Annotated in this window: 27 protein-coding genes; 11 read left to right on the forward strand and 16 right to left on the reverse strand. The window is 35.6% G+C overall.

Going from position 1 to position 26,254, the window contains the following annotated elements; genetic code table 11:
* Window positions 1-2: 2 nt before the first annotated feature.
* The 12 genes from flgC to CIG1485E_RS03850 all read right to left on the reverse strand — a co-directional run bounded on the left by flgC (window position 3) and on the right by CIG1485E_RS03850 (window position 10,016).
* Window positions 3-497, reverse strand: coding sequence for a flagellar basal body rod protein FlgC (gene flgC, locus CIG1485E_RS03795; RefSeq protein WP_038453853.1), 495 nt, complete (start codon window positions 495-497; stop codon window positions 3-5).
* Between the two features lie 9 nt (window positions 498-506).
* On the reverse strand, window positions 507-944 hold the full coding sequence (flgB, locus tag CIG1485E_RS03800; RefSeq protein ID WP_038453856.1) for a flagellar basal body rod protein FlgB: 438 nt from the start codon (window positions 942-944) through the stop codon (window positions 507-509).
* A gap of 183 nt (window positions 945-1,127) precedes the next feature.
* Complete coding sequence (aat, locus tag CIG1485E_RS03805; protein WP_038453861.1) at window positions 1,128-1,781, reverse strand: leucyl/phenylalanyl-tRNA--protein transferase; 654 nt, start codon at window positions 1,779-1,781, stop codon at window positions 1,128-1,130.
* Window positions 1,778-2,623, reverse strand: a complete 846-nt coding sequence (locus tag CIG1485E_RS03810; protein WP_038453866.1) for an RsiV family protein — start codon at window positions 2,621-2,623, stop codon at window positions 1,778-1,780. Before CIG1485E_RS03810 ends, aat begins: the two co-directional genes overlap by 4 nt.
* The gene (locus CIG1485E_RS03815) at window positions 2,620-4,716 is read right to left on the reverse strand and encodes an AAA family ATPase (RefSeq protein WP_038453869.1); all 2,097 of its coding nucleotides are present in this window, start codon (window positions 4,714-4,716) and stop codon (window positions 2,620-2,622) included. The genes CIG1485E_RS03810 and CIG1485E_RS03815 overlap by 4 nt, the downstream gene beginning before the upstream one ends.
* Window positions 4,716-5,015 carry an ATP-dependent Clp protease adaptor ClpS gene (locus CIG1485E_RS03820; protein ID WP_038453872.1) on the reverse strand — a complete coding sequence of 100 codons (300 nt, stop codon included), beginning with the start codon at window positions 5,013-5,015 and terminating at the stop codon, window positions 4,716-4,718. The genes CIG1485E_RS03815 and CIG1485E_RS03820 overlap by 1 nt, the downstream gene beginning before the upstream one ends.
* Entirely contained in the window at window positions 5,005-5,601 is a 597-nt protein-coding gene (locus tag CIG1485E_RS03825; RefSeq protein WP_038453875.1) for a thioredoxin domain-containing protein, read from the reverse strand. Before CIG1485E_RS03825 ends, CIG1485E_RS03820 begins: the two co-directional genes overlap by 11 nt.
* A 26-nt stretch (window positions 5,602-5,627) precedes the next feature.
* The gene (gene smpB / locus CIG1485E_RS03830; RefSeq protein ID WP_257721061.1) at window positions 5,628-6,113 is read right to left on the reverse strand and encodes an SsrA-binding protein SmpB; all 486 of its coding nucleotides are present in this window, start codon (window positions 6,111-6,113) and stop codon (window positions 5,628-5,630) included.
* A gap of 60 nt (window positions 6,114-6,173) precedes the next feature.
* On the reverse strand, window positions 6,174-6,911 hold the full coding sequence (locus CIG1485E_RS03835) for a 4-(cytidine 5'-diphospho)-2-C-methyl-D-erythritol kinase (protein ID WP_038453881.1): 738 nt from the start codon (window positions 6,909-6,911) through the stop codon (window positions 6,174-6,176).
* The gene (gene csrA, locus CIG1485E_RS03840) at window positions 6,908-7,135 is read right to left on the reverse strand and encodes a carbon storage regulator CsrA (RefSeq protein WP_038453885.1); all 228 of its coding nucleotides are present in this window, start codon (window positions 7,133-7,135) and stop codon (window positions 6,908-6,910) included. The genes CIG1485E_RS03835 and csrA overlap by 4 nt, the downstream gene beginning before the upstream one ends.
* Window positions 7,129-7,950, reverse strand: a complete 822-nt coding sequence (gene truB, locus CIG1485E_RS03845; RefSeq protein WP_038455559.1) for a tRNA pseudouridine(55) synthase TruB — start codon at window positions 7,948-7,950, stop codon at window positions 7,129-7,131. The genes csrA and truB overlap by 7 nt, the downstream gene beginning before the upstream one ends.
* 8 nt (window positions 7,951-7,958) lie before the next feature.
* On the reverse strand, window positions 7,959-10,016 hold the full coding sequence (locus tag CIG1485E_RS03850) for an ATP-dependent helicase (RefSeq protein ID WP_081867133.1): 2,058 nt from the start codon (window positions 10,014-10,016) through the stop codon (window positions 7,959-7,961).
* A 233-nt stretch (window positions 10,017-10,249) separates the two neighbouring features.
* On the opposite strand from CIG1485E_RS03850, the gene CIG1485E_RS03855 reads away from it, so the two are divergent.
* Window positions 10,250-11,122 carry a LysR family transcriptional regulator gene (locus CIG1485E_RS03855; protein WP_038453893.1) on the forward strand — a complete coding sequence of 291 codons (873 nt, stop codon included), beginning with the start codon at window positions 10,250-10,252 and terminating at the stop codon, window positions 11,120-11,122.
* On the opposite strand, the gene CIG1485E_RS03860 is transcribed toward CIG1485E_RS03855, so the two are convergent.
* The 3 genes from CIG1485E_RS03860 to sstT form a co-directional block, all read right to left on the reverse strand.
* Complete coding sequence (locus CIG1485E_RS03860; RefSeq protein ID WP_038453897.1) at window positions 11,106-11,555, reverse strand: hypothetical protein; 450 nt, start codon at window positions 11,553-11,555, stop codon at window positions 11,106-11,108. The genes CIG1485E_RS03855 and CIG1485E_RS03860 overlap by 17 nt on opposite strands.
* Window positions 11,556-11,564: 9 nt before the next feature.
* Window positions 11,565-13,277 carry a M3 family oligoendopeptidase gene (locus CIG1485E_RS03865; protein ID WP_144242169.1) on the reverse strand — a complete coding sequence of 571 codons (1,713 nt, stop codon included), beginning with the start codon at window positions 13,275-13,277 and terminating at the stop codon, window positions 11,565-11,567.
* Window positions 13,278-13,369: 92 nt separating this feature from the next.
* On the reverse strand, window positions 13,370-14,590 hold the full coding sequence (sstT, locus tag CIG1485E_RS03870; RefSeq protein WP_038453907.1) for a serine/threonine transporter SstT: 1,221 nt from the start codon (window positions 14,588-14,590) through the stop codon (window positions 13,370-13,372).
* 157 nt (window positions 14,591-14,747) lie between these two features.
* Here sstT and metK point away from each other — a divergent pair, with 157 nt between their 5' ends.
* From metK to CIG1485E_RS03895, 5 genes are all read left to right on the forward strand, one after another.
* A complete protein-coding gene (gene metK / locus CIG1485E_RS03875; protein ID WP_038453912.1) occupies window positions 14,748-15,944 on the forward strand; it encodes a methionine adenosyltransferase in 1,197 nt (398 codons plus the stop codon).
* Window positions 15,945-16,067: 123 nt separating this feature from the next.
* Window positions 16,068-16,940 carry a metal ABC transporter solute-binding protein, Zn/Mn family gene (locus CIG1485E_RS03880; RefSeq protein ID WP_038453916.1) on the forward strand — a complete coding sequence of 291 codons (873 nt, stop codon included), beginning with the start codon at window positions 16,068-16,070 and terminating at the stop codon, window positions 16,938-16,940.
* Window positions 16,927-17,769 carry a metal ABC transporter ATP-binding protein gene (locus tag CIG1485E_RS03885; RefSeq protein WP_038453919.1) on the forward strand — a complete coding sequence of 281 codons (843 nt, stop codon included), beginning with the start codon at window positions 16,927-16,929 and terminating at the stop codon, window positions 17,767-17,769. The genes CIG1485E_RS03880 and CIG1485E_RS03885 overlap by 14 nt, the downstream gene beginning before the upstream one ends.
* Entirely contained in the window at window positions 17,744-18,589 is an 846-nt protein-coding gene (locus CIG1485E_RS03890; protein ID WP_051870913.1) for a metal ABC transporter permease, read from the forward strand. The genes CIG1485E_RS03885 and CIG1485E_RS03890 overlap by 26 nt, the downstream gene beginning before the upstream one ends.
* Window positions 18,582-19,397 carry a metal ABC transporter permease gene (locus CIG1485E_RS03895; RefSeq protein ID WP_038453922.1) on the forward strand — a complete coding sequence of 272 codons (816 nt, stop codon included), beginning with the start codon at window positions 18,582-18,584 and terminating at the stop codon, window positions 19,395-19,397. Before CIG1485E_RS03890 ends, CIG1485E_RS03895 begins: the two co-directional genes overlap by 8 nt.
* Here the strand turns inward: CIG1485E_RS03895 and CIG1485E_RS03900 are convergent.
* Window positions 19,384-20,649: an apolipoprotein N-acyltransferase gene (locus tag CIG1485E_RS03900; protein ID WP_051870914.1), complete on the reverse strand. Its 1,266-nt coding sequence runs from the start codon at window positions 20,647-20,649 to the stop codon at window positions 19,384-19,386. The genes CIG1485E_RS03895 and CIG1485E_RS03900 overlap by 14 nt on opposite strands.
* Between CIG1485E_RS03900 and yajC the strand changes: the two genes are divergently transcribed.
* The 5 genes from yajC to leuS are packed head-to-tail and all read left to right on the forward strand — an operon-like array spanning window position 20,622 to window position 26,254.
* Window positions 20,622-20,909: a preprotein translocase subunit YajC gene (gene yajC, locus CIG1485E_RS03905; RefSeq protein WP_038453927.1), complete on the forward strand. Its 288-nt coding sequence runs from the start codon at window positions 20,622-20,624 to the stop codon at window positions 20,907-20,909. The two genes, CIG1485E_RS03900 and yajC, sit on opposite strands and share 28 nt — an antisense overlap.
* A complete protein-coding gene (gene secD, locus CIG1485E_RS03910) occupies window positions 20,902-22,491 on the forward strand; it encodes a protein translocase subunit SecD (protein ID WP_038453929.1) in 1,590 nt (529 codons plus the stop codon). The genes yajC and secD overlap by 8 nt, the downstream gene beginning before the upstream one ends.
* A complete protein-coding gene (gene secF, locus CIG1485E_RS03915) occupies window positions 22,491-23,462 on the forward strand; it encodes a protein translocase subunit SecF (protein WP_038453934.1) in 972 nt (323 codons plus the stop codon). Before secD ends, secF begins: the two co-directional genes overlap by 1 nt.
* A gap of 9 nt (window positions 23,463-23,471) precedes the next feature.
* Complete coding sequence (locus tag CIG1485E_RS03920) at window positions 23,472-23,810, forward strand: DUF6394 family protein (protein WP_038453937.1); 339 nt, start codon at window positions 23,472-23,474, stop codon at window positions 23,808-23,810.
* Between the two features lie 8 nt (window positions 23,811-23,818).
* Window positions 23,819-26,254, forward strand: coding sequence for a leucine--tRNA ligase (leuS, locus tag CIG1485E_RS03925; RefSeq protein ID WP_038453940.1), 2,436 nt, complete (start codon window positions 23,819-23,821; stop codon window positions 26,252-26,254).

Consider the following 26,254-nt stretch of genomic DNA (forward strand, 5'->3'; position numbering starts at 1 on the left):
AATTATCCTTTTAATAACTCTATTGCACTATTTGCTATATTTTTAGCACTTTGAAATGCTGAAACGTTTGCTTGATACGCTCTTGTAGCTTCTACTAAATCGGCCATTTCTATAACTGGATTAATGTTTGGCAGCATTACATAGCCCTTTGCGTTTGCATCTGGGTGGCTTGGGTCGTATTTGAGTCTAAAATCGCTATCATCCCTTACTACTTTATCGACTATAACGCTGCTTAGAGCTGGTTTTGGAAACTGTGGAGCATCTGGATCATCAAGTGGATTTTCGTTTTGCAAGAAATCAGTTTTTGAGTTTAGTGCGTTGTTTAGCTCACTTGTAAAATCAATAGCTTTGAAAACAACTTCACGTCTTCTATATGGTCCGCCTTCTGCTGTTCTTGTTGTGTTTGCGTTTGCGATATTTGAGCTAATTACGTTCATACGGAAGCGTTGAGCGCTCAAACCATAACCACTTATATCAAAATCACTTAAATATGCCACGTTTTATCCTTAAATTTTACCACTAGCGTCTATTACGCTTTTAAATATATCGCCTTGTTTTTTGCTCGCACCATCTAGAGCTTGCACCATTATAGAGTTTTTGCTAAGCTCGGTTGTTTCGACATCTAAATCAACTGTATTGCCATCGTTCCTTGCCATGTGGCCATCTCTTAAATACACTGTTGAGTTTTTAGCACTTGGAAAGTCTAGCGAGGCAAAATGCTTTTCGTTTGTAACTGCAAGCTCAAATTTAGGCTCAGTTTTTACACCATAAATTTCATTTTTTTTAGCAATCAAAGCAGATTCAAAATCTACATCTTTTGCCTTGTAAAATGGAGTATCGATATTTGCTATATTGCCAGCGATGATTTGTTGGCGAAGAACTCTGCCTTCAAGCGCTGCATTGACTAGTTGTTTTGATTTGCTTGTTTGGAAGCCTGCAAACATCTTTTCTCCTTTATTTAGCTCGTCTCTTCTGCTATTTTTAGGGAGTTTTGTCACTTGCTTCACTGCGACGGGGCACAAAGCCCGTCTCATTTGCTCGTGACTCACAACCCTAAAAATATCTAGAAGATACTTCTCTATATTTTTAGATACTTTTATTTAAGCAAATTTTATTCCAAAATCTGCCTAAATCAGCTCTTTAAATGAATTAAATCCTGAATTTTGATTAATTTTTTTGTTTAATTCATCTAAAAATCTATCTCGTTTTAAATTTATTGCACCCATAAATCTCAAATGCTCGTTCATCACTTGAGCATCTATCAAAAAATCAAATTTACTAAGCACTTCGCAAAGCGTGATAAGAGCGACTTTTGAAGCATTTGGTTTTGTGCTTATCATACTTTCGCCGCAAAATACCTTACCAAAAATCAGTCCATAAAGCCCGCCGATTAACTCATCATTTTCATAAACTTCCACGCTGTGAGCGTATCCTAGCTCATGGAGTTTTGTGTATGAGCTTACGATGTCATTGCTTATCCAAGTTGGCTCGTGATTTTGCCTGTGCTCTTTGCAAAGCTTTATCAAAGAGCCAAAATCGTGGTCGAATTTTACCACGTAACGCTTGAAAAATGGCTTTATACTTTTGTGTTTTTTGATATCTTTTGGGTAAAATACAGCTCTTGGATCTGGCGACCACCAAAGAATGCTCTCACCCTCCATAAACCAAGGAAATATGCCTTTTTTATATGCTGATATTAGGGCGTTTGGCTCTAAGCTTCCACCAAAGGCTAAAGGGGCATTTTTGGGTGCAAATTTAGGATTTGGGAACTTATAAATCACTGCTTTTTGTACCTGCTAAGCTCTGAAAAACTAAAAAACACGCTTATTCCGCCATTTATACAAGGCAGTATTTCGCAGCCTGGATAATAAAATGTGATGCCCTCGGCTTCAAATGCGAAGTTTTCTGTAAAACTGATTGTGTCAAAATCAAAAAACATAGATTTTGCCTCATCATCACCCGTTGCAGGGTTGTCTTGTTTGAAATTATTTAAGATTTTTGACTTTAAATTTGCTAATAACTCAGTGCTATTTAGATCATAAATTTGACTTAAATCGTGCGGAGTGCCGTCATGATTAACCACTTTATTTACAGTTGTAAAAATAGGGTGAACGCCATTATAATTTGATATTAAATTTTGATATGTGGTTAGATTTTCATCGATATATTTGATGTAGCTTAGCGATGAGTAGTTGGAGTTTGGCTGCAAGATTAGAGTATCATTTTGGCTGTCAAATTTGCTTTTGATGAAGCAAGTGTCGCTATCATAATGGCTAAGAACTGAAATATTCTCATCCCTTAAAATAGGCAAAACTACGCTTTTTACTAGCATTTTTAGGGTTATATTTTTGTCATTGTACGAGGCTATGGCAATAGGCGAAAATGTGATTTGGCTACCTTGCTTGCTTCCTATATATTTTTTATCTCCGACGTATAAAACAAAGCTATCAAGGTCTGTGATTTCATCAATATCCTCTCCGCCGCAGCTTTTTGTAAGGTTGTTTGCACCAAAGTCATGGATATAAACTTTATAGTTTTTATTCGCGCCGTATATGAATTTTCCAGTAAAGTTGTTTGCAAATATAGCCACAAAGCCAAATAATAAGATTAAAAATATTTTCATTTTTTACCTTCGAACTCAAATTTAAACTCTTCACAAAAGCTGATTTTGACATTACCCCCGTTTTTTAGTTTGCCAAATAAAATCTCTTTTGCAATTGGATTATTTAATTTATCTTTTATCACGCGTTTTAAATTTCTAGCACCAAATTCGGTATTGTAGCCCAAATTTATAAGCTCATTTATGGCATTTTTGTCTAAATTTATACTCAAATTTTTGCTTTGAACTTCTAAATTTTTAATCTCTTTTAGAACTATTTTTTCTAAAATTTCCTTGTTTAGATCATTAAATCTGATGATTTTGTCTATTCTATTTCTAAACTCCGAGCTAAAAAATCCCTTCACAGCGCGTTCGGTTTTGTCGCTGGCGTCTTTTTTAAACCCCATTGTGTTGGCTTCTTTTGTGCCTAAATTTGAGGTCATAACGATGATTGTGTTTTTAAAATCACTCTTATTTCCAGTCGCATCGCTCAGGCTTGCGTTGTCAAATATCTGCAAAAAGATGTTTATAAGCTCATCATTTGCCTTTTCTATCTCATCAAACAAAATCACGCTATATGGGTGGTTTTTGATGGTGTTTGTAAGAAGTCCGCCGTTTTCAAACCCCACATATCCTGGAGGCGAGCCAATGAGCTTGCTAACTGCGTGTTTTTCCATATATTCGCTCATATCGAAGCGTTCAAAATGCACGTTTAGTGTGTTTGCAAGTTCAAGGGCTAGCTCACTTTTACCCACGCCGCTACTTCCTGTAAAAAGAAAAACTCCAATAGGGCGGTTTGGCTCATTAAGCCCAGCGTAAGAGCTTATAAGTGTGTCATTTAGGGCGTTTATGGCTTCATCTTGACCATAAATTTTAGATTTTAAATTTGGAGCTAAATTTTTTAAAATATTTTTATTGTCTATATTTTGGTTTAAATTTGCCACATTTGCTATTTTTGAAACTATCTCATAAATCAGCTCTTTTTTTACCGCTTTTTTACCGCTTGCCTCTAAGCTAAGCTTAGCTCCAGCTTCGTCAATGATGTCTATAGCGCTATCTGGAAGGAATTTATCACTCAAATATCTTTTGGCAAGTTCTATACTAAGACGCAAAATCTCATCGCTATAAGTGACACTGTGGAAGTTTTCGTAAGTCTTTTTAAGCCCTTTTAAAATCAAAAAGCACTCATCGAAGTTCGGCTCGCCAACATCGATTTTATTAAATCTTCTAAGCAAGGCTTTATCTTTGTTGAAGTTTCTAAACTCGCTATATGTGGTCGCGCCAATCAGTCTGATTTGACCGTTTGTGAGATATGGTTTGATGATACTAGCGACGTCTAAGCCACTGTCGTTTGAGCTATTTGCGTTCATAATAGAGTGAATTTCATCGATAAATATTATATAATTTGGATTTTGTGTGAGCCTATCTATAATCTGCTTTAGCCTTTCTTCAAACTCCCCACGGTACTTTGCTCCAGCGATCAGTGAGCTTATATCAAGCGAATATATCACGCTGTCTTTTAGTCTATCTGGCACGTCTGCTTGAACTATCTTTTGGGCTAGAGCGTGGACTATGGCAGTTTTGCCAACTCCAGCTTCACCGACAAATATGGGATTATTTTTTTTATGGCGACTTAAAATCTCAAAAGCCTTTTGAATCTCATCAACTCTACCGATGACTGGGTCTAGTTTGCCATTTTTTGCTAGTTCGTTTAAATTTGATGCAAAATAGTCAAAATCATCGTTCTCATCATCTTTTAAACCATGAAATTTGAGTATTTCGTAAGATGTGGATTCTTTGTCATTTAGTATTTCGTCTAAAAAATCATCTTGGTCAAATGAGGCTTCGTTTGCGATATTGCTTAGGATTTCGCTGAGTTTATAAGTCAAAATCGGTGCTTTTTGAGTATCGGTTTTTGGAAACTGATCAAGCAAGGATAAAATATCGTTTTTTAGAGCTTCATGATCGCTTATTCCAAGCTCATCAAGCCTTTTTAAAAAATCCTTATCAGAGGTTAGGCAGTATAATATATGCTCCACGCCGATATATTCGTGGGATTTTGACATTGCGAGTTGTGAAGCATCTTTGAGTGCTTTTGTAAGACTTTGTTCTAGCATTATTCTTCTTTTAAAATACATTTTAGTGGGAAGCCAAATTTTTTAGCTAAATTTATGACTTCCATTTGCTTGGTTTGGGCTATATCTTTTGTATAAATTCCACAAACTGCGCTTCCTAGCTCGTGGATTTTAAGCATTAAATTTATAGCCTCATCTTGGTTTTTGTTAAATACATTTATGAGGATCATTACGACAAAATCCATCGTCGTAACATCATCGTTTAAAAGTAGGACTTTAAATAAATTTGGTTTAAAATCCTTGATTTTTATCTTCGTTTGGGAAGATTTTTTAGTTTGCACTTTTTATCCTAGAGATGTCCTTGCTTATGACGTTTGTTGTTATCTCTCCAAGGTAAAATTTGTTAGTTTGTGACATACCTAAAGTGTCAGTTAAGACTTGATAAACTCCATTTTTTAACACGACTTTAAATGGGAGTTGCAAGGCTCTTTTATAGTCGATATCGCTTAAAATTTGCTCTATCAAACGTGGATTTGAGTCTGAGTTGGTGATGAAATAATAAGCGTTATATTTTTTGGAGAAGTTTTCTATGATGTCTTTGTCGCTGACTTTTTCAAAGTGAATAAGACCGATAATCATAAAATCATCGCTATTTTTTAGCTGATAATCCATAAGGTGCGGGGCTTCTTTTTGGCAAGGAGGGCAATACGTGCCAAATATATCAAACATCACAATTTTGTCACTACCTTTGAGCTTGAAGCCGTTTTGTTCTCTAATCAAAGTCGCCTTTGTACCCACGATGCTAGTTAGCTCTATTTCATCGCCTGTATTATATGGCTTAAATGAAGTAGTTGCTTCTTCTTCGCTGCTTCCACAACCAACTAAAACTAACATACAAAAACTAAGTGCTAAGATGATTTTTTTCATATTTTTCCTTTAAATTTAGTTATTTTTTATGTGTATCTTTTCATCGCGGCTCTTGCTTCAAGATCTGCTTCACGTTTTTTGAGTGTCTCTCTCTTGTCGTGCAGATTTTTACCTTTTGCGAGTGCGACGCTAACTTTTACTATGTTTTTGTTGCTTAAATACATACTTAAAGCAACAAGAGTTAGCCCTTCGGTGCTGACTTGACCGAGTAGTTTGTCTATCTGGCGTCTGTGCATGAGAAGCTTTCTAGGGGCTCTTTCGTCTGGTTTGAAGTGTGAGTTTGTAGTCTCAAGGTAGCTTATGTGCGCATTTAGCAAAAACAGCTCACCTCTTGTGATACGAACAAAGCTATCTTTGAGATTTGCTCTGCCAGCTCTTAGAGCTTTTACTTCGCTACCTTTTAGGCAGATTCCTGCTTCAAACGTCTCTAAAATAGTGTAATCATGGAATGCTTTTTTATTTTTTGCTAGGTCTTTTGACATAAATTTACTCTTCTTACTAAATTGTGTGATTATATCTAAAAAGTGCAAAATAATTGATAAATTTGAGTTAAATTATTGTGCAAATTTAGGTTAAACAAGGCTAAATTTGGTGCTTCCGCTTCCACTTAAAAACTCGTTATCTTGGACTTCTAAATTTGGATATAACTCCAAGCAAGGCTTTAAAAGATCGTTTAGCTCATAGTTTTTAAAGCTAGTTAAAATCTCTTTTGAGCTTAGTTTTTCTAAGTTCCTGGCTAAGTCTAAGTCAAATCCGCAAAAGCTTGATCTAAATTTGGCAAAAACAGCTGGAGTAGAGCAAAAAATAGGGCTTGTAATGAGCTTAATATCTGGCAAATCATCATCAAATTCACTCACAATCTCGCCGATCCCTGATACATTTGCACTATCAAATTTGCTAACAAAAAAGCTAACATCAGCTCCTATATTTTTAGCTATTTGCATTAGTTTTTGGGGTTTTATGCCTAAATTTAACTCATCATTTACCATATTTAAAAACGCCGCAGCATTGCTACTTCCGCCACCAAGCCCACCGCCCATAGGGATATTTTTGATTAGATTTATTTGATTTAGTTTAAAAAACTCATCAATCTCGTTTTTAAAGCCTAAATTTTCAAGCTCAAATTTGGCTTTAAAAATAATATTATTTTCTATTTTATCACCCAAAATCAGCTCATCGCTTTGTCTTTTGATAAAATTAATCTCATCAAAAAGAGCTTTAAAAAGCACAAAACGTGAACTTATCTCGTGATAATTCCCCCTAAAACCAGTAATTTTTAAAAAAATATTTATCTTGGCGTAAGATTTCATTTTAGAAGCTTTTTGCTAAGTTCATCTATGGATTTGCTATCTATTTTACTAGCTTGGAGGTTTGTGTTTGCTATCTCATCAGCTAGTTCGCCACGTAAAATCATCACATTTTTGGGTGCTTCGATGCCGATTTTGACACCGTTTTTTGTCGTTTGTATGATTTTTATCTCTATATTATCTGCGATTTTTATACTTTCATTATCTTTTCTAGTTAATATTAACATAATTCTACCTTATTTAAACAATACGTTACTGCTTCGTCTTTTAGCTCAACGATGCTAAAAAACTCATCAAAAACAAGCAAATATTTGCCATCTTTTTGGATTTTAAAATCTGCTATGGCTAGTTTTTTGCCATCTTTTATATTTTCCTTGCTTCCAAAATACTCATTTTGCTCTAAATTTAGATATTCAAGCGGGTTTAAAGCCTTTTCATCTTCATAGACAAACTTGCCTTCTTTCATCCTGCAAAGTGCGCTTAGAGTGCCATTTACACCTAATTTTTTAGCAAATAAATTTGCCCAAGATCTGATATAACTTCCCTCGCTGACTGTTATTTCAAAGCTCAAAAATGGGTGCGAGTAGTTTAGGATTTTGGCATCATAAATTTGCATAGTGCTTTGCTTCATCTCAAACTCGCTTCCAGCCCTTGCAAGAGTGTAGGCCCTTACGCCGTCAATTTTTTTGGCACTAAATTTAGGTGGCGTGTATGAAATCTCTCCAAGAAGTGAGCTTCTTGCTATCTCAATGCTTTCATTGACAAATGGCTTTAAAATCTCAACTTGGCTTATATTTTCATTATCAAGGCTTGGTGAACTAGCTCCTAGCCAAAGCGTGGCTTGGTAGGTTTTTGGGGCTTTGCAAAGGTAGTTAAATAGCCTTGTGTAATTCCCAAAAGCAATAACCAAAACTCCACTAGCAAATGGATCAAGCGTGCCAGAAAATCCAGCTTTTTTGACATTATATTTGCGTTTTAATCTGCCTAAAAAGTGGTTGCTAGACATCATGGCTGGTTTTTTGGCGACAAATATGCGGTTTATTTCGTTTTTCATACTACTTTTTCTACGAAGCTTGACATTATCTCTTTTATATTGCCGCCGAAGTTGATTTTGAGCTTAAATTCAGCTTTTATTTTGGTGCTATCAAGCACTCTTCCAATGCCAAAAATTTTATGTTTTACCAAATCCCCTTTTTTAAATTCATTGCTTGATTCTATCCTAAGTGAGCCTTCGCAAAGTCCAGCCTCGCTTAAAAATCTTGATTTATTTAGTCTTGTTCTTTGACCTTTGTAAAATCTTGAGTTGGCAAATGACAAGCTTAAGCCAGTTTTTGCTCTCGTAATGGCGACGTAAGCGAGGCGTCTTTCTTCTTCGATGTCGCTACCATCGCCAATAAGAGGAAAAAATCCCTCCTCAAGCCCTATGACAAAAAGATGCTCAAACTCAAGTCCTTTGCTAGCATGAACGCTCATTATAGAAATCGCATCATCGCTTATCCTATCTTGCTCGCTTTGGAGGGCTAACTCGTTTAAAAACTCATCTATATCAAAATCAGGTGTGTTTAAAATCTGATCTTTTATAAGTCCATAAAACTCATCGATGTTTGCTACTCTTTCTACACCATCTGGCAAAGCTTCGTAATGCGCTCTTATACCAAAAGCCTTTTCTAGACTGCTTAATAAATCATATATTGGTTTGTCTTTTAAATCTTTTAAATCGTTGGCGAAATTTAGAAGCACGGCACGGGATTTTTTGCCTACAATGTCATCATCCATCATATAAATGGCGTTGTAGATTGATGTTTTGTTTTCGTAAGCAAATTTTTCAAGTTTTGCGATGCTGACTTTGCCAAGACCACGTTTTGGGCGGTTTATTATACGGTTTAGAGAAAAATCATCATTTGGATTTAAAACTAGCCTTAAATAGCTTATTAAATCTTTTATCTCCATTCTTTCGTAGAATTTAACGCCACCTACCATTTTATACGGGATTCTGGCTTTGTTTAAACCATCTTCAAGGCTTCTTGAAAGTGCATTTATCCTGTATAATATAGCTATTTCATCGGCTTTTACGCCGCTATTTAGTAGTTTTGAAATTTGATCTGCTATGACTCTGGCTTCTATGTTTTCATCGCCGTTTTCTATGATTTTTACTGGATTACTATCTTTTTTTGTGCTTTTTAGCTCTTTACCAAGCCTCGATCTGTTGTGATCTATCAGCTCATTTGCGGCTTTTAGTATGCTTGGAGTGGAGCGGTAGTTTTCTTCTAGTTTGATGACTTTGACATTGTCAAATTGATCTTTGAAATTTAGTATATTTTCTATTTTTGCACCACGCCAGCCATAAATACTTTGGTCGTCATCGCCCACGACTACTAAATTTTGGTGGCAAAAACAGAGCTTTCTTAAAAGCTTATATTGCAAATCATTTGTATCTTGATACTCATCTACCATTATATATTGGTAGCGGTTTGAGATTTCGCGAGCTAGAGTTTCGTTGTTTTCTAAAATTTTATAAGTAAGAGCCAAAAGATCGTCAAAATCTACTAGATTATTTGCTTCTAAATACTCTTCATAAAGCTTATAGGCTTTTGCTATTTTTTCGTAATTTACCTGCGCTGATTTGCTGGCGGTGTTTAGCTTGGAGCTGTTTATGACGTCATCTACGCTTAAAAGCATATTTTTGTATTTTGAGATTTCATTTGATATGATTGAGGTTTGGACGTCTATCTCAAAGTCTTTTATAATCTTTTTTTTATCATCTGTGTCGATGATGACGAAGTTATTTTTTCTACCAAGTTCGCTGATATAAAATTTCAAAAACAAAAGTCCAAATTTGTGAAAGGTGCAAAGCAGTGGAGCTGAGCTTATGTCTGCTTTTAGCATAGATAACGCCCTTGCTTTCATCGTGCTAGCGGCTTTATTAGTAAAGGTTAAAGTAAGTGTATTTAGAGGATCTATGCCGACTTCGCTTATGAGATATGCTAGGCGAGTGGTTATGGTTTTTGTCTTTCCACTTCCAGCTCCAGCTAAGATAAGCATAGGACCATCGATATGCGACGCGGCTGTTTTTTGGCTAGGATTTAAGGAGTCTAGTAAATTCATCAATATCGCTTTATTTAATTTATTATTGATTATAACATATTAAAACTTTTAAAGTTTTTAATGGAATTTTTGTTACAAATTTTGTATTGAAATGTTAGAAGCGAGTTAGATTGTGTTACTTAAATAAACACAAATTTACATATTGTTATGATAATTACAAAAAAAATTAAATTTAAAAATAAATTTAGATTATATTATTATAATTATTAGCGGACACATTACACAAAGGGAAATTTATGGTTAGCGATTTTAATAAAATTTATACTTTTATGGCTATTGTTAGAGAAAGAAGTTTTTCTAAGGCATCAAAAGTTTTAGGTGTATCTCAACCAGCTGTTACTTTACAAATCAAAAAGCTAGAAGAGACATTGCAAGCAACTCTTATAATGAGAAAGAAAAACGGAATTATCCTGACAAAAGAGGGCGAAAAATTTTATAAACTATGCCTTAAATTTGAGGGTTCGATGTTTAGATTTAAGGAGCAAGCAAGCCATATAAAAGACGAAAAAACGCCTATGGTGGTGGCGACAAACTCTTTGATAGGTGATACTATTTTGCCTATGATGCTTGATAAAATTTGCGACGCAGTTGATAGCAATCTTAATGTTAAAATTACAGATAATAATAATTTATTATCATATTTATTAGATAGAAGATGCGATTTTTGTTTGATGGGCGAGAGGATTTACAACGATCAGCTAGTCTTTAAAAAGCTTTTAGAATACGAGATAGTTCTTGTAGCAAATCATGAATTTACTGGCTCTTTAAATGCTAATGATTTAGAAAAACATAGATTTATAAAAGATAAAACAAAGAATTTTATAAACTCATATTTCGATCAGTTTGGCATAAACTATGACGATCTCAATACGGCGTATTCTCTTGATGGATCCGTGGCTGTAAAAGCTGCTATCTTAAACAACAAAACAAGAGAATATTTGGCATTTTTGCCTAAATTTATGATAGAAGAAGAGCTAAAAAATGGTCAAATATTTTTAATTGAGCTAGAAAATATAAAAATCATAAGAACTTTATATGTTGCTAGCTTGAATGAAAATGAAGAAATCGTCGATAGAATAGGCTCTATGAAACTCAATCTTTTTTCTTAAAAATAGTCTTATTGTTTGGGTTAGACATAAAAATATTTTTAGATTTTTCTGTTCTAACCTTGCTTGCATCTTCTTTGTACTCTGAAAAATTTATCAAAATCGGACTTTCACTAACTAAAATTTGAACTATCGCACCAAGTGGAACTTCAACTAAGCTAGCAAAATTTTCACTTCCAAAACCAGCTTCAAAGCTTAGCTCGTTTTGGCTTAAATTCGCACTTTGCAAAGTATATCCACCAAGTGTGAAAAGTATAACTGGAGACTTGAAACTATCTTTTATATGCGCTGGCAAATCTGGAGTAAATTTGGTATATTTTAAATTTACAAGCACAGAAAACTCAGCATTTTTTTGCAAAACATACTCCAAACACTCATAAACGTGCATCTTCATTAATGTACAAAAGCTATCGTCTTTCAAGATATTTTCAAGCATTTTCTCTCCTTAAATTTGTATAAATTCATCTACTAATTTTTTGACTTCGCCTATTCCTATTTGCCAAAATTCCTCTTGATTGATATCAAATCCAAACATTTCTACCATTTCTTTTGGACTTTTGCTTCCGCCAAGACTTAAAAATTTAGTGTAAATTTGGACGAAGTTTTCGCATTTGCCACTTTTGTATAGCCCAAAAAGAGCTAAAACGAGAAGCTGAGCGTAACTATAAGCGTAGCAGTAAAATGGCGAGTGGATAAAGTGCGGTATGTAGCTCCACCAAATTTTGTAATAATCATTTAAAATCAGGCTATCGCCAAACATTTTTTTGGACTCTTGCATCCAAATTTGGTTTAGTTCATCGCTTGAAATCTCTCCATCGTGAGCGTGAACTAGCCTTTCAAATGTGGTGAAATTTATCTGGCGATAAAGAGTAGCAAATATGTCTTCTAGCTTGCCAGCAAGAAGTCCAGCTAGCTCATTTTTTGGTGTTTTGTTTTTGATATATTCAAAAACTAGCATTTCGCAAAACACCGAAGCAGTCTCAGCGGTGGTGAGTGGTGTGTCTGAGTTTAGAGTGCCGACACTGTAGCTAAGATGCTGATGAATAGAGTGTCCAAGCTCGTGAGCCACTGTGAAAACATCTCGCCTTTTGTTGGTGAAATTTAGCAAAACAAATGGATGCACCTGGCTTACTGCTGAGTGAGAAAATGCTCCGCTTTGCTTGTTTGGGGCTGGAAAGACATCGCACCAGTTCTCATCAAATGCTCTTTTGGCTAGATTTGCAAACTCAGGGCTAAACTCGCCAAAAGCTTTTAGCACTATATCTTTCGCCTCGTCCCAGCTAAACTCACTATCCCCGTTTATCGGAGCGTATCTATCGTAATCATATAGCTTTTCAAGCCCTAAAATTTGGCGTTTTTTATCATAAAATTTACTCACTAAATCAAAGCTATTTTCGCTTGCTTTGATAAGTGCATCGACGCTGCTTTTTTCTATTTGATTGCTTTGGTGTCGGCTGCTTTCAGGAAGCTCATATCCACGAAGTTCGCAATCATTTTTGAGATCTGTTTTTATCATGTTGTAGATGTAAGTTAGCAAATGCTGGTTTTGCTCTAGCGTCACGCTTAGGCTAAGAGCTGCGTTTTTACGCACATTCCTATCGCTATCGCTAAGCTTTGAGAGAATCTCTTCTTCGCTAAGCTCTTTGCCATCAAGATGAAATTTAAGCCTTGCCATACTCTCATCAAATAGTCTTGAAAATGCGTTTGTTCCAGTGTTTGCAGTGCGTAGCAAGATTCTTTCTTCTTTGAAGCTTAGTTGATGAGCTTTTTGCTTTTTACTAAGGCTTAAAATATAGCTATAATCCTTGCAAAACTCTATAAACTCATCTTGCTTGGCGTCATCTATCTCATTAAATTCAAGCATAAAAAACAGAATTTCTTCTTCTAATTTCGTGCAAATTTCCTCATATTTGGCTAAAAATGAGCCTTTTGTAGTGTCTTTGGCAAAATTAAGATAAGCATAAGTCATAATTTTATTTAGGCTTGTTATTATGTCTTCATACTCTTTTATAGCGTCCAAAAACTCGGAGCTTTTTAGGCTTTGAAGCTTTGCATTATATGACGCATTAAATTTGCTAACTTGCTCTTTTAAATTTGATATAAAAAGATCTAAATCATCTGTGTTTTTAAAAAAAACTTCTAAATTCCATTGCATAATTATCCTTTGTTAAAGGTAAAATTATAGCAAAAAAAATATAAAAGTGAAATTGCACCCAAATTTATGGGTGCATTGAAAAAGAATGTTAAAAATTATTTTGAAGCAATCGCGGTAAAAAGCACGTCAGTTGAGCTATTTAATGCAGTCTCAACAGAGTCTTGTATAACTCCGATAATGAAGCCCACGGCGACAACTTGCATGGCTATATCATTGCTGATACCAAAAAGTGAGCAAGCAAGAGGGATAAGCATAAGTGATCCACCAGCTACACCACTTGCCCCGCACGCCCCAATAGCTGCGATTACGCTTAGTAAAAGTGCGTCAAAAAAGCCTATTTGAATTCCCAAAGTATTAACTGCGCTCAGAGCCAAAACAGCGATTGTCACAGCAGCTCCTGCCATGTTTATGGTGGCTCCTAGTGGGATTGAGATAGAGTAGAGTTTTTCATCTAAATTTAGCTTTTTACAAAGGTTCATATTTACAGGGATATTTGCAGCACTACTTCTTGTGAAAAACGCAGTAACAGCACTTTCTTTAACGCAAGTCATGATAAGCGGATATGGATTTTTCTTTGTGACTAGATAAACTATGATCGCATTTACCACAAATCCCACAAAAAGCATAGTTCCAACCAAAACTACTATAAGCTTTAGATACCCGCCAAGTGCGCTAAATCCAGTTTGAGCCACACTTATGCAAACTAGTCCAAAAATACCAAATGGAGCTAGACGAATGACAAATTTAACTACTTTTGTTATGGCTGCACTTGCGTCTTTTATCATCTGTTTTGTCTGCTCTGAAGCGTGGCGAAGTGCTAAACCAATACCCACAGCCCATGTCAAAATCCCTATATAATTTCCACTTGCAATTGCATTTACTGGGTTATCAACCATTTTAAATACTAAAGTTTTTAGCACTTCTATGATACTACTTGGAGCTGAAGTGATCGCGTCACCTGTGTTTTGCAAGACCAAAGTCGTAGGGAAAATAAAGCTAGCTATGACAGCTGAAAGCGAAGCTAAAAATGTGCCAATGATGTATAAAATGATTATTTTTTTAAGCCCAGTTCCACTGCCAAATTCTTTTAAAGCTATAGAAGATGACACAAGTACGAAGACAAGCACTGGAGCTATAGCTTTTAATGCCCCAACAAATAAATTTCCAAGTACAGAAGCTGCGTTTGCTGCTGGAGTAGCGCCAGCGTAGTTGTGAGCTATAAATCCCAAAATAGCTCCAAGAATGATTCCAAATAGAATTTGAACTATTAAATTTCCATCAGTATATCGTTTGGTGAGTTTTTCAAGCATACTCATTTAAATCCTTTAAATTGAATTAGATTTCACTATTATAATTGTATTGTTGTTAAATTTCTATTAAATTTGGCTGTTTTGAAAGATTTAAGCCTTAACTTTTATTTTAAAATATTTATGATAAAATTAAAACTTTGAAAATTTGATAAAGGAAATCTAAATGTATCTATTTACAAGTGAAGTTGTAAGTCCAGGTCACCCTGATAAATGTGCAGATATTATAGCAGATAGTATAGTTGATGCGATACTTAAAAAAGATCCAAACGGCCGCGTTGCGAGTGAAGTTTTTGTCGCTGGAAAACATATAGTTATAGGTGGTGAGGTAAATGCTAAGGTAGATTTTACTCATCAAGATTACCGTGATATAGTAAAAACTACACTAAAAAATATAGGATATAACGGAAATCCATATTTCACAAGAGCTCAATGTCTTCACCCAGAAGATGTCGAAGTAGATGTATTTTTAAACCAACAAAGCCCAGATATCAATCAAGGCGTGGATCAAAGCAGTGGCGAGATCGGCGCTGGAGACCAAGGCATTATGTTTGGGTTTGCTTCAAGTGAGACTGAAAATCTAATGCCAGCAGCTATAACTTACGCAAGAATGCTTTGTGATAAAGTATATGATTACGCTCTTAAAAATCCAGACAAACTAGGCGTTGATATCAAAACTCAAGTTACAATCGACTATGATACAAAGGCAAATTTTGAAAGCTGCAAGCCAGTTGCTATACACACGATAGTAGTAAGTGCGCCAAGCGTTGAGAGCTTGAAAATAGAAGAGGTTAGGGCTTTAGTACAAGGCTTAATCGATGAAGCAGGACTTCCAAAAGAGCTATATAATAAAGAAAAAACTATCATTTACATCAATCCAACTGGACGCTATGTAAACCACAGCTCACTTCATGATAGTGGCCTAACAGGTAGAAAACTCATCGTTGATAGCTTTGGTGGATACTCTCCGATAGGCGGTGGGGCTCAAAGTAGTAAAGACTATACAAAAGTTGATAGAAGCGGGCTTTACGCAGCAAGATGGATAGCAAAAAATATAGTTGCAAGTGGGCTTGCTAAAAAGTGCATAGTTCAGCTAAGTTACGCAATAGGCGTGGCAAAGCCAGTGAGCGTGAGTGTGGATTGTATGGGAACAAATACTAGCATAAACGATGATGAGCTTTCAACCTTTGTACACGAAAACTTCGCTCTTACTCCAAGATGGATTACAAACAAATTTAATCTTGATAAACCAAGCAATGATACATTTTTGTATGCAGACGTGGCAGCTCGTGGACAAGTGGGCGTGTCAAGCTACCCATGGGAAAAGCTAGACGCAGTAGAGATATTTTCAAAACTAAAATAAATCATTTTTACCAAATTTGAGTTAAATCAAATTTGGTAATCTTTTATTAAATAATAAAATTTATTAATTACTTATCTAAATTTAAAGAAACTTATCGTATAATTTTCCACAATCGGAGGATTTATGAGATTAATACCCATTTTTTTATTAATACTTTGCGTAGCTTTAAGCCTAAATGCTAAAAAACTTGAAGTGCTAACGACATTTACTATCATAGATGATATGGCAAAAAACGTAGCTGGAGAGGCTGCAAATGTAAGATGTTTGGCGAAATTTGGAGCTGATATTCACTCTTATGAAGCTACGCCAAAAGACATTATCAAAGCTAAAAAATCAGATATAATTTTGTATAATGGCTTAAATTTAGAGCTTTGGATAGCAAAATATTTGCAAAATGTATCAAAGCCAAGCTTTAATCTAACAGATGACATTGAGCCTATTTTAATTGCAAATGGTACATATAAAGGCAAACCAAATCCACACGCTTGGATGAGTTTGAAAAACGCTCAAATTTATGTAAGAAATATACAAAATGCTCTTAGTCAGAGTGATCCGCAAAATGCATGGATTTATGCAAAAAATGCTGATGATTATATAGCTAAACTAGCCAAAATAGAAGCTAAATTTAGGTCTAAATTTGAAGCAATCCCAAAAGAAAAAAGATACCTTGTAAGTAGCGAAAGTGCGTTTAGTTATTTAGCTAGTGAATACGGCTTTAAAGAGCTTTATATCTGGAGTGTAAATAGCGATGAGCAAGGCACTACAAAACAGATAAAAAACTTGATTGATAGGGTTGTAAATAATAAAGCTAGCGTGATTTTTAGCGAAAGTACTATTAGTAAAAAGCCAGCCATGACTGTAGCAAACGAAACTGGCATTAGATATGGTGGAGTGCTTTACGTGGATAGTTTGGACGCAAAAGTTAAAACATATATTGATCTCATAGACACCACCTACACAAATATAATAAACGGATATAGCGATGAAAAAAATTAGCCTTGAAGTATCAAATTTAAGTGTCAAATACGCAAATGTAGTTGCACTTGAAGACGTAAATTTCAGCCTTGAGGGTGGAAATGTTTGTGCATTGATCGGCACAAATGGAAGTGGCAAAAGTACGCTTTTTAAATCCATAATGGGCGTGATTAAGCCAAAAGGTTGCGAGATAAAAATCTGTGGTTTTAGCTTAAAAGATGCAATAAAACAAAGCCTTATAGCATACGTTCCGCAAAACGAAGAGATAGATTTTGACTTTCCTATCAATGTCTGGGAGCTTGTGATGATGGGTAGGTTTGCTCACATGGGATTTTTCAAGCGTCCTAAATTTAACGACACGCAAGCAGTCGCTGAGGCCTTGAAAAAAGTCGATATGTATGAGCTAAGACATAGGCAAATCGGTGAGCTTAGTGGTGGACAAAAAAAGCGTATATTCATCGCTAGATCACTAGCGAGCGGGGCTAAAGTGATACTTCTTGATGAGCCATTTAATGGAGTTGATGCAAAGACTGAGAGCATGATACTTGATTTACTTATCAAGCTTAGAGCTGATGGGTATTTGATACTTGTTTCTACTCATAATCTTGGCATGGCAGCTCAGTATTGCAACAGAGCGATTTTACTCAAAAAGACAGTTTTAGCCTCTGGATTTACAAATGATGTTCTAACGCCTTCAAATTTAACCAAAGTTTTTGGCGGAAGTTTGAGATATTTTAAGGTTGAAGTAGATGATACGAGCTGCAATATAGCTCTTATAAGCGATGATGAAAAGCCACTTATCGTGGTAGATGAAAAGGTGCAAGATGGAATGGTTAATAGAGCCTTTTAGCTACTCATATATTCTCAAAGCTCATCTTGTGAGCCTATTTTTATGCTCATTTTGCGGGTTTTTGTCTTGTTTTTTGATACTTAAATCATACTCGCTTTTGGCTGACGCTCTTTCTCATAGCGTAACTCCTGGAGTTATAATTGCTTATATGACAAGCTTTTCATATACGATTTCAAGCTTTTTGTGTGGGATATTTGCGCTTTGTAGTATGGCTCTAGTCACTGGAAACTCGAAGCTTAAGACTGATACGATAATCGGGGTTGTATTTTCTAGCTTTTTTGCTTTGAGCCTATTTTTGGTTTCGATTTTTTCTATACCGATCAAGCTTGAAAGTGTGTTTTTGGGCGATATTTTAAGTCTTGATGATGGTGAGGTTTTTGAGCTTGGAGTGCTTATAACTATTTTATTTGGCTTTATGATTTTGAGCTTTTCAAAGATCAAATTTATATTTTTTGACGAGCTTGGGGCGAGTATTGCTGGGATAAATGTCAAGCTTTATAGGCTTTTATTTTTTATGTTGCTTTGTTTTTGCACTGTTGCTAGCCTAAAAACTGTTGGAGCTATACTCATTACTGCGATGCTTATAACTCCTGGAGCGAGTGCTTTTATGATTTGCAAAAGCTTTAACAAAATGGCTATTTTGGCGGCATTCTTTGGTGGTTTTAGTGGGTTTTTTGGAGTATATCTCAGCTATTTTTTAGACACTTATGCTTCAGCGATGATAGTTCTTACGCAGTGCGTGATATTTATTGTTTGTTTTTTATATAAAAGGCTAAAAATCGCAAATTTACATTTTTTAAAGGTGGCTAAAAATGTTTGAGTTTTTAATAGAGCCATTTACCTATGATTTTATGCAAATAGCCTTTTTTATGGCACTTGGTATAAGTGTGGTTTGTGCTGTTTTGTCTTGTTTTTTGGTGCTTAAATCATACTCTTTGCTTGGGGATGCCATGAGCCATTCGGTGATGCCTGGCATGATAGTGGCTTATGCTTTGGGGCTTCCGCTTGGCGTGGGGGCATTTTTTTCAAGCATTGGCTGCTTGTGGTTAATTGAGTTTTTAAAAGAGCGAAGTGGATTAAAAAGCGATGCGATAATAGGGATTTGCTTTACTAGTTTTTTTGCTTTGGGGCTGTTTTTGTACTCAAAAGTAGATAGCCCACTCCATATAAATGAAATTTTATTTGGAAATTTACTTGGCGTGACAAAAGAGAGTATGCAAATTTCACTCACCATTTTTGCATTTGTTTTAGGTGTGATTTTTTTGCTTTTTAGAAGATTTTACGCTGTGTTTTTTGATGAGATAAATGCGTATATAGTCGGATTAAACCCCAAAAAATACTATTATTTAATGCTTTTGATACTTAGTTTTGTCGTTGTTTTTGGATTTAGTTCTGTTGGAGTTATACTTGTGGTTGCGATGCTTATACTTCCTGGAGCGAGTGCATTTTTGCTTACTAGCAGATTTTGGCTTATGCAAATTTACGCAGTTTTGCTAAGTATTTTTAGCTCATTTGTAGGCATTTTAGCAAGCTTCCACAGTGATGCTAGCACTCAAGCAATCATAGTCATAACTCAAGCTTTTGTTTTTGTGCTTAGCTTGTTATACTCTAAATTCAAGGCGTTATAATCTCGCTTTTGCTACCATTTACACTGTGATAAATGGTAGTTTGATACTTAAAAGCGTAGTATTTTAAAAGCAATTTTTGCAAAACTGGCTCGGTTGAGGGCATAAACCACGCATTATTTGTGATAGCCACTACAAACTCAGGTTTGCTTGCATAAATCTCATCTCTTGAGGCTTCATAGCAGATTGCATTTGTTATTTTAATACCATCTATTTCGTACTGGCTCACGCTTTTTGCTGAGCTAAAATCAGAGCTTCCACCAAAAAATATTTTATTGATAAAATCAGCCATAAATTTAGGCAGCGGAACTTCTTCCCCAAATGGCACCAAAACTACTTTATCGAATCTTTTTACATTGCCATTTTGAAACAAAAACGCCGAATTATAGGTAGTTTTATTCTCATATCCTAAAGAGCCAGTAAGTATGGTTATATCTTTAGAAAGCTCTTTAAGGTAAGCAAAAAGCTCGCTTTGACGCTCCAAAAATAGCGGAAATGCAGTTTCTGGCAAGATGACAAATTTAGCTCCATTATTTATGGCATTGTGGATTAAGCCAATATTCATTTCTATTATGTCGCTTGTATATTTTTTATCCCATTTTTTGTTTTGGTCGATTTGCGTGTTTGTAAGTTCCACGCTAAAAGGGAGTAAATTTGGCTGGCTTGGCTTTAAATTTAGATTTAAAAGCATTAAAATAGCTAAAATGACAAAGCCAAATTTAAATTTCTTACTAAGTATAAGTCCAGCTAAAACTGCTCCAAGCGACCAAATGGAAGGCTTAAAAATAGTGCCGACAAAGATTAATTCTAGATTAAACCAGTTGAAATTAAACGGATAAAAATAGTCTAAAGCCACAAGCAAAATTGCTCTTAAAATTTGGCTTTTAAAATATCCAGCTATTAAAAACAAAAGCCCATAAACAAGCCCAATTGCGATGATTTCAAGAGGTATGAGATACCAAAAACCATAATAAACAAGGCTAAAACTAATCCAATAAAACCACAAAATCCCTACAAAAAATCCAGTCCAAAACCAAGTTTTTTTATCTAAATTTAGTAGTAAATACAAGCCAAAAATAGCCAAAAAACAGCCGATATAATTTAGAATTACAATCTCAAAAATTGATAAAAATATAAAAAAAGATAGTAAAGTTGCTATGGCAAAGCCATTTATTATAAAATTTAAGGTAGAATAACTACTTAAATTTTTTTTACTAAAGGACATCCATGCAAGAAGGAAATATTCTGACTTCATTACTACCTCTAATTGTGCTATTTGCAATTTTTTACTTTTTGGTTATCAGACCACAGCAAAAACAGCAAAAACAGCACAAAGCTATGCTCGAAGCACTCCAAAAAGGCGATAAAATCGTTACAAATGGAGGACTAGTTTGCGAAGTGGTAAAACCAGAGGATGATTTTATCAAAGTTAAGCTTAATGATGATGTAATTGTTAGGATTGACCGTGCTTTTGTTGCTAAAAAACTAGAGAAAATCGGCAGCGAAAATGCGTAGTGGTAAAATAACTTATAGACTAGTTATTTTTATTTTGGCTTTGATATTTGGGCTTGGCTTTTCTATGCCAAGCTTTTTACAAAGCCAAAGTGGTCACAAAATAAGCTTAGGTCTAGATTTGCAAGGTGGACTTCATATGTTGCTTGGCGTACAAACTGATGAGGCGCTCGCTTCAAAGGTTAAATCAGTCGCATCAAGTATTAGATATTTTACAAATAAAAATGATATTTTAGTAGATAGTTTAAAAATAGAACCAGACGCTGTAAAACTCACTATTTTAGACGGCGATGATGTAAAAAAAATAAATGAAATGCTAAAAAGCATAAAGGGTCTTGATGTAAAGCAAGATGCCCTAAGCTACACAATCACTCTAACAGAACAAGAAAAAATAGACACACAAAAATACGCAGTAGATCAAGCAGTAGAGACTATCAGAAACAGGCTTGACCAATTTGGCTTAGCTGAGCCAACAGTAGCAAAACAAGGCGAAAAAGACATTCTTGTCGAGCTTCCTGGTATAAAAACTGCAGCTGATGAGCAAAGAGCAAAAGATCTTATAGCAAAGGCAGCTCATCTTCAACTTATGGCTCTTGATGATAAACGCCAAGACCAAGCTCAGAGCATATCAGCAGCCGACGCAGCAGCTTATGGCGATGTGATCTATCCAGATGTGAAAAATCAAAATTTCAAATATCTTATCAAAGATATTCCAGTTTTAGATGGAAGTATGCTAGTTGATGCTAGAGTGGCTTTTGATAATCAAACAAACTCTCCTATTATAAATTTCACTCTCAATGCTGAGGGCGCTAGAATATTTGGTGATTTTACAGGCTCAAATGTAGGCAAACGCCTTGCTATCGTGCTTGATGGCAAAGTATATTCAGCTCCAGTGATAAATGAAAGAATAGGTGGCGGAAGTGGTCAGATAAGTGGCGGGTTTAGCGTAGAAGAGGCTCACGACGTGGCTATTGCTCTAAGAAGTGGCGCGCTTTTGGCTCCTGTTAAAATGCTAGAAAAAAGAAGCATCGGACCAAGCCTTGGTCAGCAAAGTATAGATCAAAGTATGGTTGCGCTTGCTGGTGGAGCGATTTTGGTCGTGCTATTTATGGTTATAGTTTATGGTTTGGCTGGAATTTTAGCAAACATTGCTCTTGTAGTAAATATCCTTATATTAGTTGCTATAATGGCGCTGTTTGGTGCGACTCTTACACTGCCTGGTATGGCTGGTATCTTGCTAACTATAGGTATGGCAGTCGATGCAAATGTCATCATAAATGAGCGTATAAGAGAGCTTCTAAAACAGGGTCAAAGTGTAAGCGTGAGTATCCAAAGAGGATATGAAAACGCTATGAGTGCGATCGTGGATTCAAATTTAACCACTCTTATAACTTCAGCAGCTCTTTATGCTTATGGAACTGGTCCTGTTAAAGGTTTTGCCGTTACTATGAGTATAGGAATTATTGCTTCAATGCTTACAGCGATTCTTGGAACGCATGGTATGTTTGAGTTTTTAACTAAAAAAATAGAAAATAGCAAAAATACAGTTTTATGGTTTGGCTATAAGATAAGAAAGGCGGCATAATGCAGATATTTGATAAAGGCACTATTTATGATTTTATGGGCAAAAGATGGATATTTTTTGCTATGTCTTTTGTGCTATTTTTTGGCTCTATAGTTTTGCTTGCTACAAAAGGTCTAAACTATGGTATAGACTTTTCTGGCGGTACTTTGATACAAGTCAAATACGAAGGCAATGCCCCACTTGAACTAATAAGATCGAAGCTTGCTACAAACGAAACTCTAAAAAATGCAAATGTAACAGAATTTGGTAGTGCTGAGGAGATTACTATAAGATATGCTGGAAGTAGTGATAGTCTTGGCTCAAATCCTGGTGAAGTAGTTTCAAATCTGCTAGCTGATACTGGTAAATTTGAGATAAGAAGAGTTGATGTCGTCGGACCAAAAGTCGGTAGCGAACTAAGAGAAAAAGGTATCATGGCTGTGGCTGTTTCGCTTGTGCTTATACTTTTATATATAGCTGTGAGGTTTGAGTGGAGATTTGCATTAGCAGCTATTTTTAGCGAAATCCATGACGTAGTCATTACTCTTGGAGCTATTAGTTTGCTTAGCATTGATGTAAATTTAGATACACTTGCAGCAGTTTTGACAGTGCTTGGATACTCACTAAATGATACTATTATCATATTTGATAGAATTAGAGAGAGTGTGACAGAGAGCAAAACAATTAAACTAACTCAGCTGATAAACGAGTCTGTTTCTATGACTTTGCCAAGGACGATTATGACATCTATCACGACTATGTTAGCGGTTTTGGTGTTATTTTTCTATGGTGGAGATATGATACATGGATTTTCTATTATTATGATAGTAGGTATCATCATAGGAACTATAAGTTCAGTATTTATCGCTGCTCCTATGCTTGTTTGGTTTAAATTTAACGTGACAAATTATAGAGCGCATTTAGCAGATAAAGAACGCAACAAAAAAGAGAAAGAAAAAATTCGTGCTATGTATGAAAAAGGCACTGTATAAGGAGTTTTTATGAACTGGGGAAAGGTTATTTACACTTTTTTTGCTCTGATGAGCCTTACTACGACAGCAGGGTTTTTGTATGATAAAAGTGAGATTACGCTATTTATCGCAGCGAGTATAAATTTGATTTCTACACTTTTAAAAGTAGGTGTGAGAAATATGCTATCAGCCGAGCTATTTGCTAGCTCGCTTGTGGCTGATTTGCATTTGATACCAGCTTTTGTGTTTTTAGTGACAGCTGGAAATATGACTGTAGTTTACGCTCTAGTGATTGGTGGAGCTATAGCAAATGTATTTTCAATGTTTTTACTTTTAACCGAAGCTAGTAAGACAAGAGATGAATTCTAAGGATAATTATGGAATATAAAGCTAAAAATATTGAATACAAATGGCAAGAAATTTGGAAAAAAGATGGCTATAGTGAGCCAAAAGATGATTATACTTTACCTAAAAAATACATTCTTTCTATGTTTCCATATCCAAGCGGTAGGCTTCACATGGGGCACGTTAGAAACTACAGCATAGGCGACGCTCTTAGTAGATATTATAGAAATAGGGGTTACAACGTTCTTCAGCCAATTGGTTTTGATAGTTTTGGTATGCCAGCAGAAAATGCGGCGATTAAGCACAAAATCCACCCAAAAATTTGGACTTATGAAAATATTGATTATATGATAAAAGAGCTTGATTCTTTGGGATTTAGCTTTTCTAAAAAAAGGCTTTTAGCTACTAGCGATCCACTTTATACAAGGTGGGAACAAGAGTTTTTCATCAAAATGTATGAAAAAGGTATGGTTTATAGAAAATCAGCTATAGTAAACTGGTGTGAAAGCGACCAAACTGTCCTAGCCAACGAGCAAGTAGAAGATGGCAAGTGTTGGAGGTGCGGTAATGAAGTAGTCCAAAAAGAGATGCCTGGATATTATCTTAAGATAACAGATTACGCTGATGAGCTTTTGGAGTGTTTAAAAGGGCTTGAGGGCAAGTGGCCAAACCAAGTTTTGACAATGCAAGAAAACTGGATAGGCAAGAGTTTTGGTCTTGAATTTGAGTTTAAATTTGACGAGCAAAGTAAGGCTAAGCTTGATGGAATAGATGGATTTAAGGTATTTACCACTAGACCTGATACAATATACGGCGTTAGCTACACAGCCTTAGCTCCGGAGCATGAAGTCATCAGAAAACTACTTGCTAAAGGGCTTTTAAGTGATGAAAAAGCTTCAAAACTAAAATCCATAATCAATCAAAGTCCAAGAGAGAGACAAACTAGTGGAAAAGATGGTGTGGCTTTGGATTTGCACGTAATTCATCCTTTGACAAAAGAGAAAATCCCAGTTTGGTGTGCGAATTTTGTCCTTAGCGGATATGGAAGTGGCGCTGTTATGGCAGTCCCAGCTCATGATGAGAGAGATTATGAGTTTGCTACTACTTTTGGTCTTGATATCAAAAAAGTCATAGATGCAAATGAGCTTCCATATTGTGAGAAAAATGGAGTTTACATAAACTCAGATATTATTAATGGCATGGATTACGAAAATGCAAGTGCAGCCATAATAGCTAAATTTGAAAATGATAATCTAGGTAAAAGGATTACAAACTACAAGCTTAGAGATTGGGGAATTTCTCGCCAAAGATACTGGGGAGCTCCTATTCCTATGATCCACTGCCCAAAATGTGGAGTAGTGGCTGAAAAGCTAGAAAATCTTCCGGTAGCACTACCTGAAGATGTGGTTATCACTGGAGAGGGAAATCCACTAGATAAACATCCAAGCTTCAAGCATTGCACCTGCCCAAAATGCGGCGCGGAGGCAAGAAGAGAAACCGATACAATGGATACGTTTTTTGAAAGCAGTTGGTATTTTGCAAGGTATGCAAGCGATGAAAGGACTTGGGAGCAAGTCGCGTTTGACAAAAAAAGCGTTGATTATTGGATGAATGTAGATCAATACATTGGCGGCATCGAACACGCTATTTTACACCTGCTTTATGCGAGATTTTTCCAAAAAGCTTTAAGAGATTTAGGATATTTGCGTGATAGCGAACCATTTGCTAGCTTGCTTACTCAAGGAATGGTTCTAAAAGATGGTGCTAAAATGAGTAAGAGCAAAGGCAATACGGTCGATCCTGATGATATCATTGCAAAATACGGTGCTGATACTGCAAGGCTATTCATACTTTTTGCAGCTCCACCACAAAAAGAGCTTGAATGGAATGATAGTGCAGTTGATGGTGCATTTAAGTTTATAAACAGGCTTTATGATAGAAGCGATAAGGCTTACAAGACAACTACTTTACCTGCCATAAACCACGCAAATTTAAGCAAAGAAGAGAAATACGCAAGGCTAAAAGTCTATGAAGCTCTTAAAAAATCAAAAGATGTTTTTGAAAATAGTTTTGCTTTTAACACATTAATCGCAGCTTGTATGGAAGCCTTAAATGCACTAAACGCTCAAGAAAACGCAGATATTTGGACTGAGGGTTATTTTGTGATTTTGAATCTGCTTGAGCCGATCATTCCACATGCTTGTTGGGAGCTTAGCAATGAGCTTTTTGAGCTGAAAAACTTCATAAAGATTGATTTGGTAGATGAAGTTTTTGTAAGCGATACAATAAGTCTAGCTATCACAGTAAATGGCAAAAGACGTGGTGAGATAGAAGCAAGTGCTAACGCTACTCAAAACGAAGTCTTGCAAATGGCTAAAGTTGCAGTAGCAAAATGGATAGAGGGCAAAGAGATTATCAAAGAAATTTATGTGCCAAACAAGCTTGTAAATTTAGTAATCAAGGGATAA

Origin of the sequence: Campylobacter iguaniorum (genome assembly GCF_000736415.1) — a bacterium.
GTDB classification, from domain to species: domain Bacteria; phylum Campylobacterota; class Campylobacteria; order Campylobacterales; family Campylobacteraceae; genus Campylobacter; species Campylobacter iguaniorum.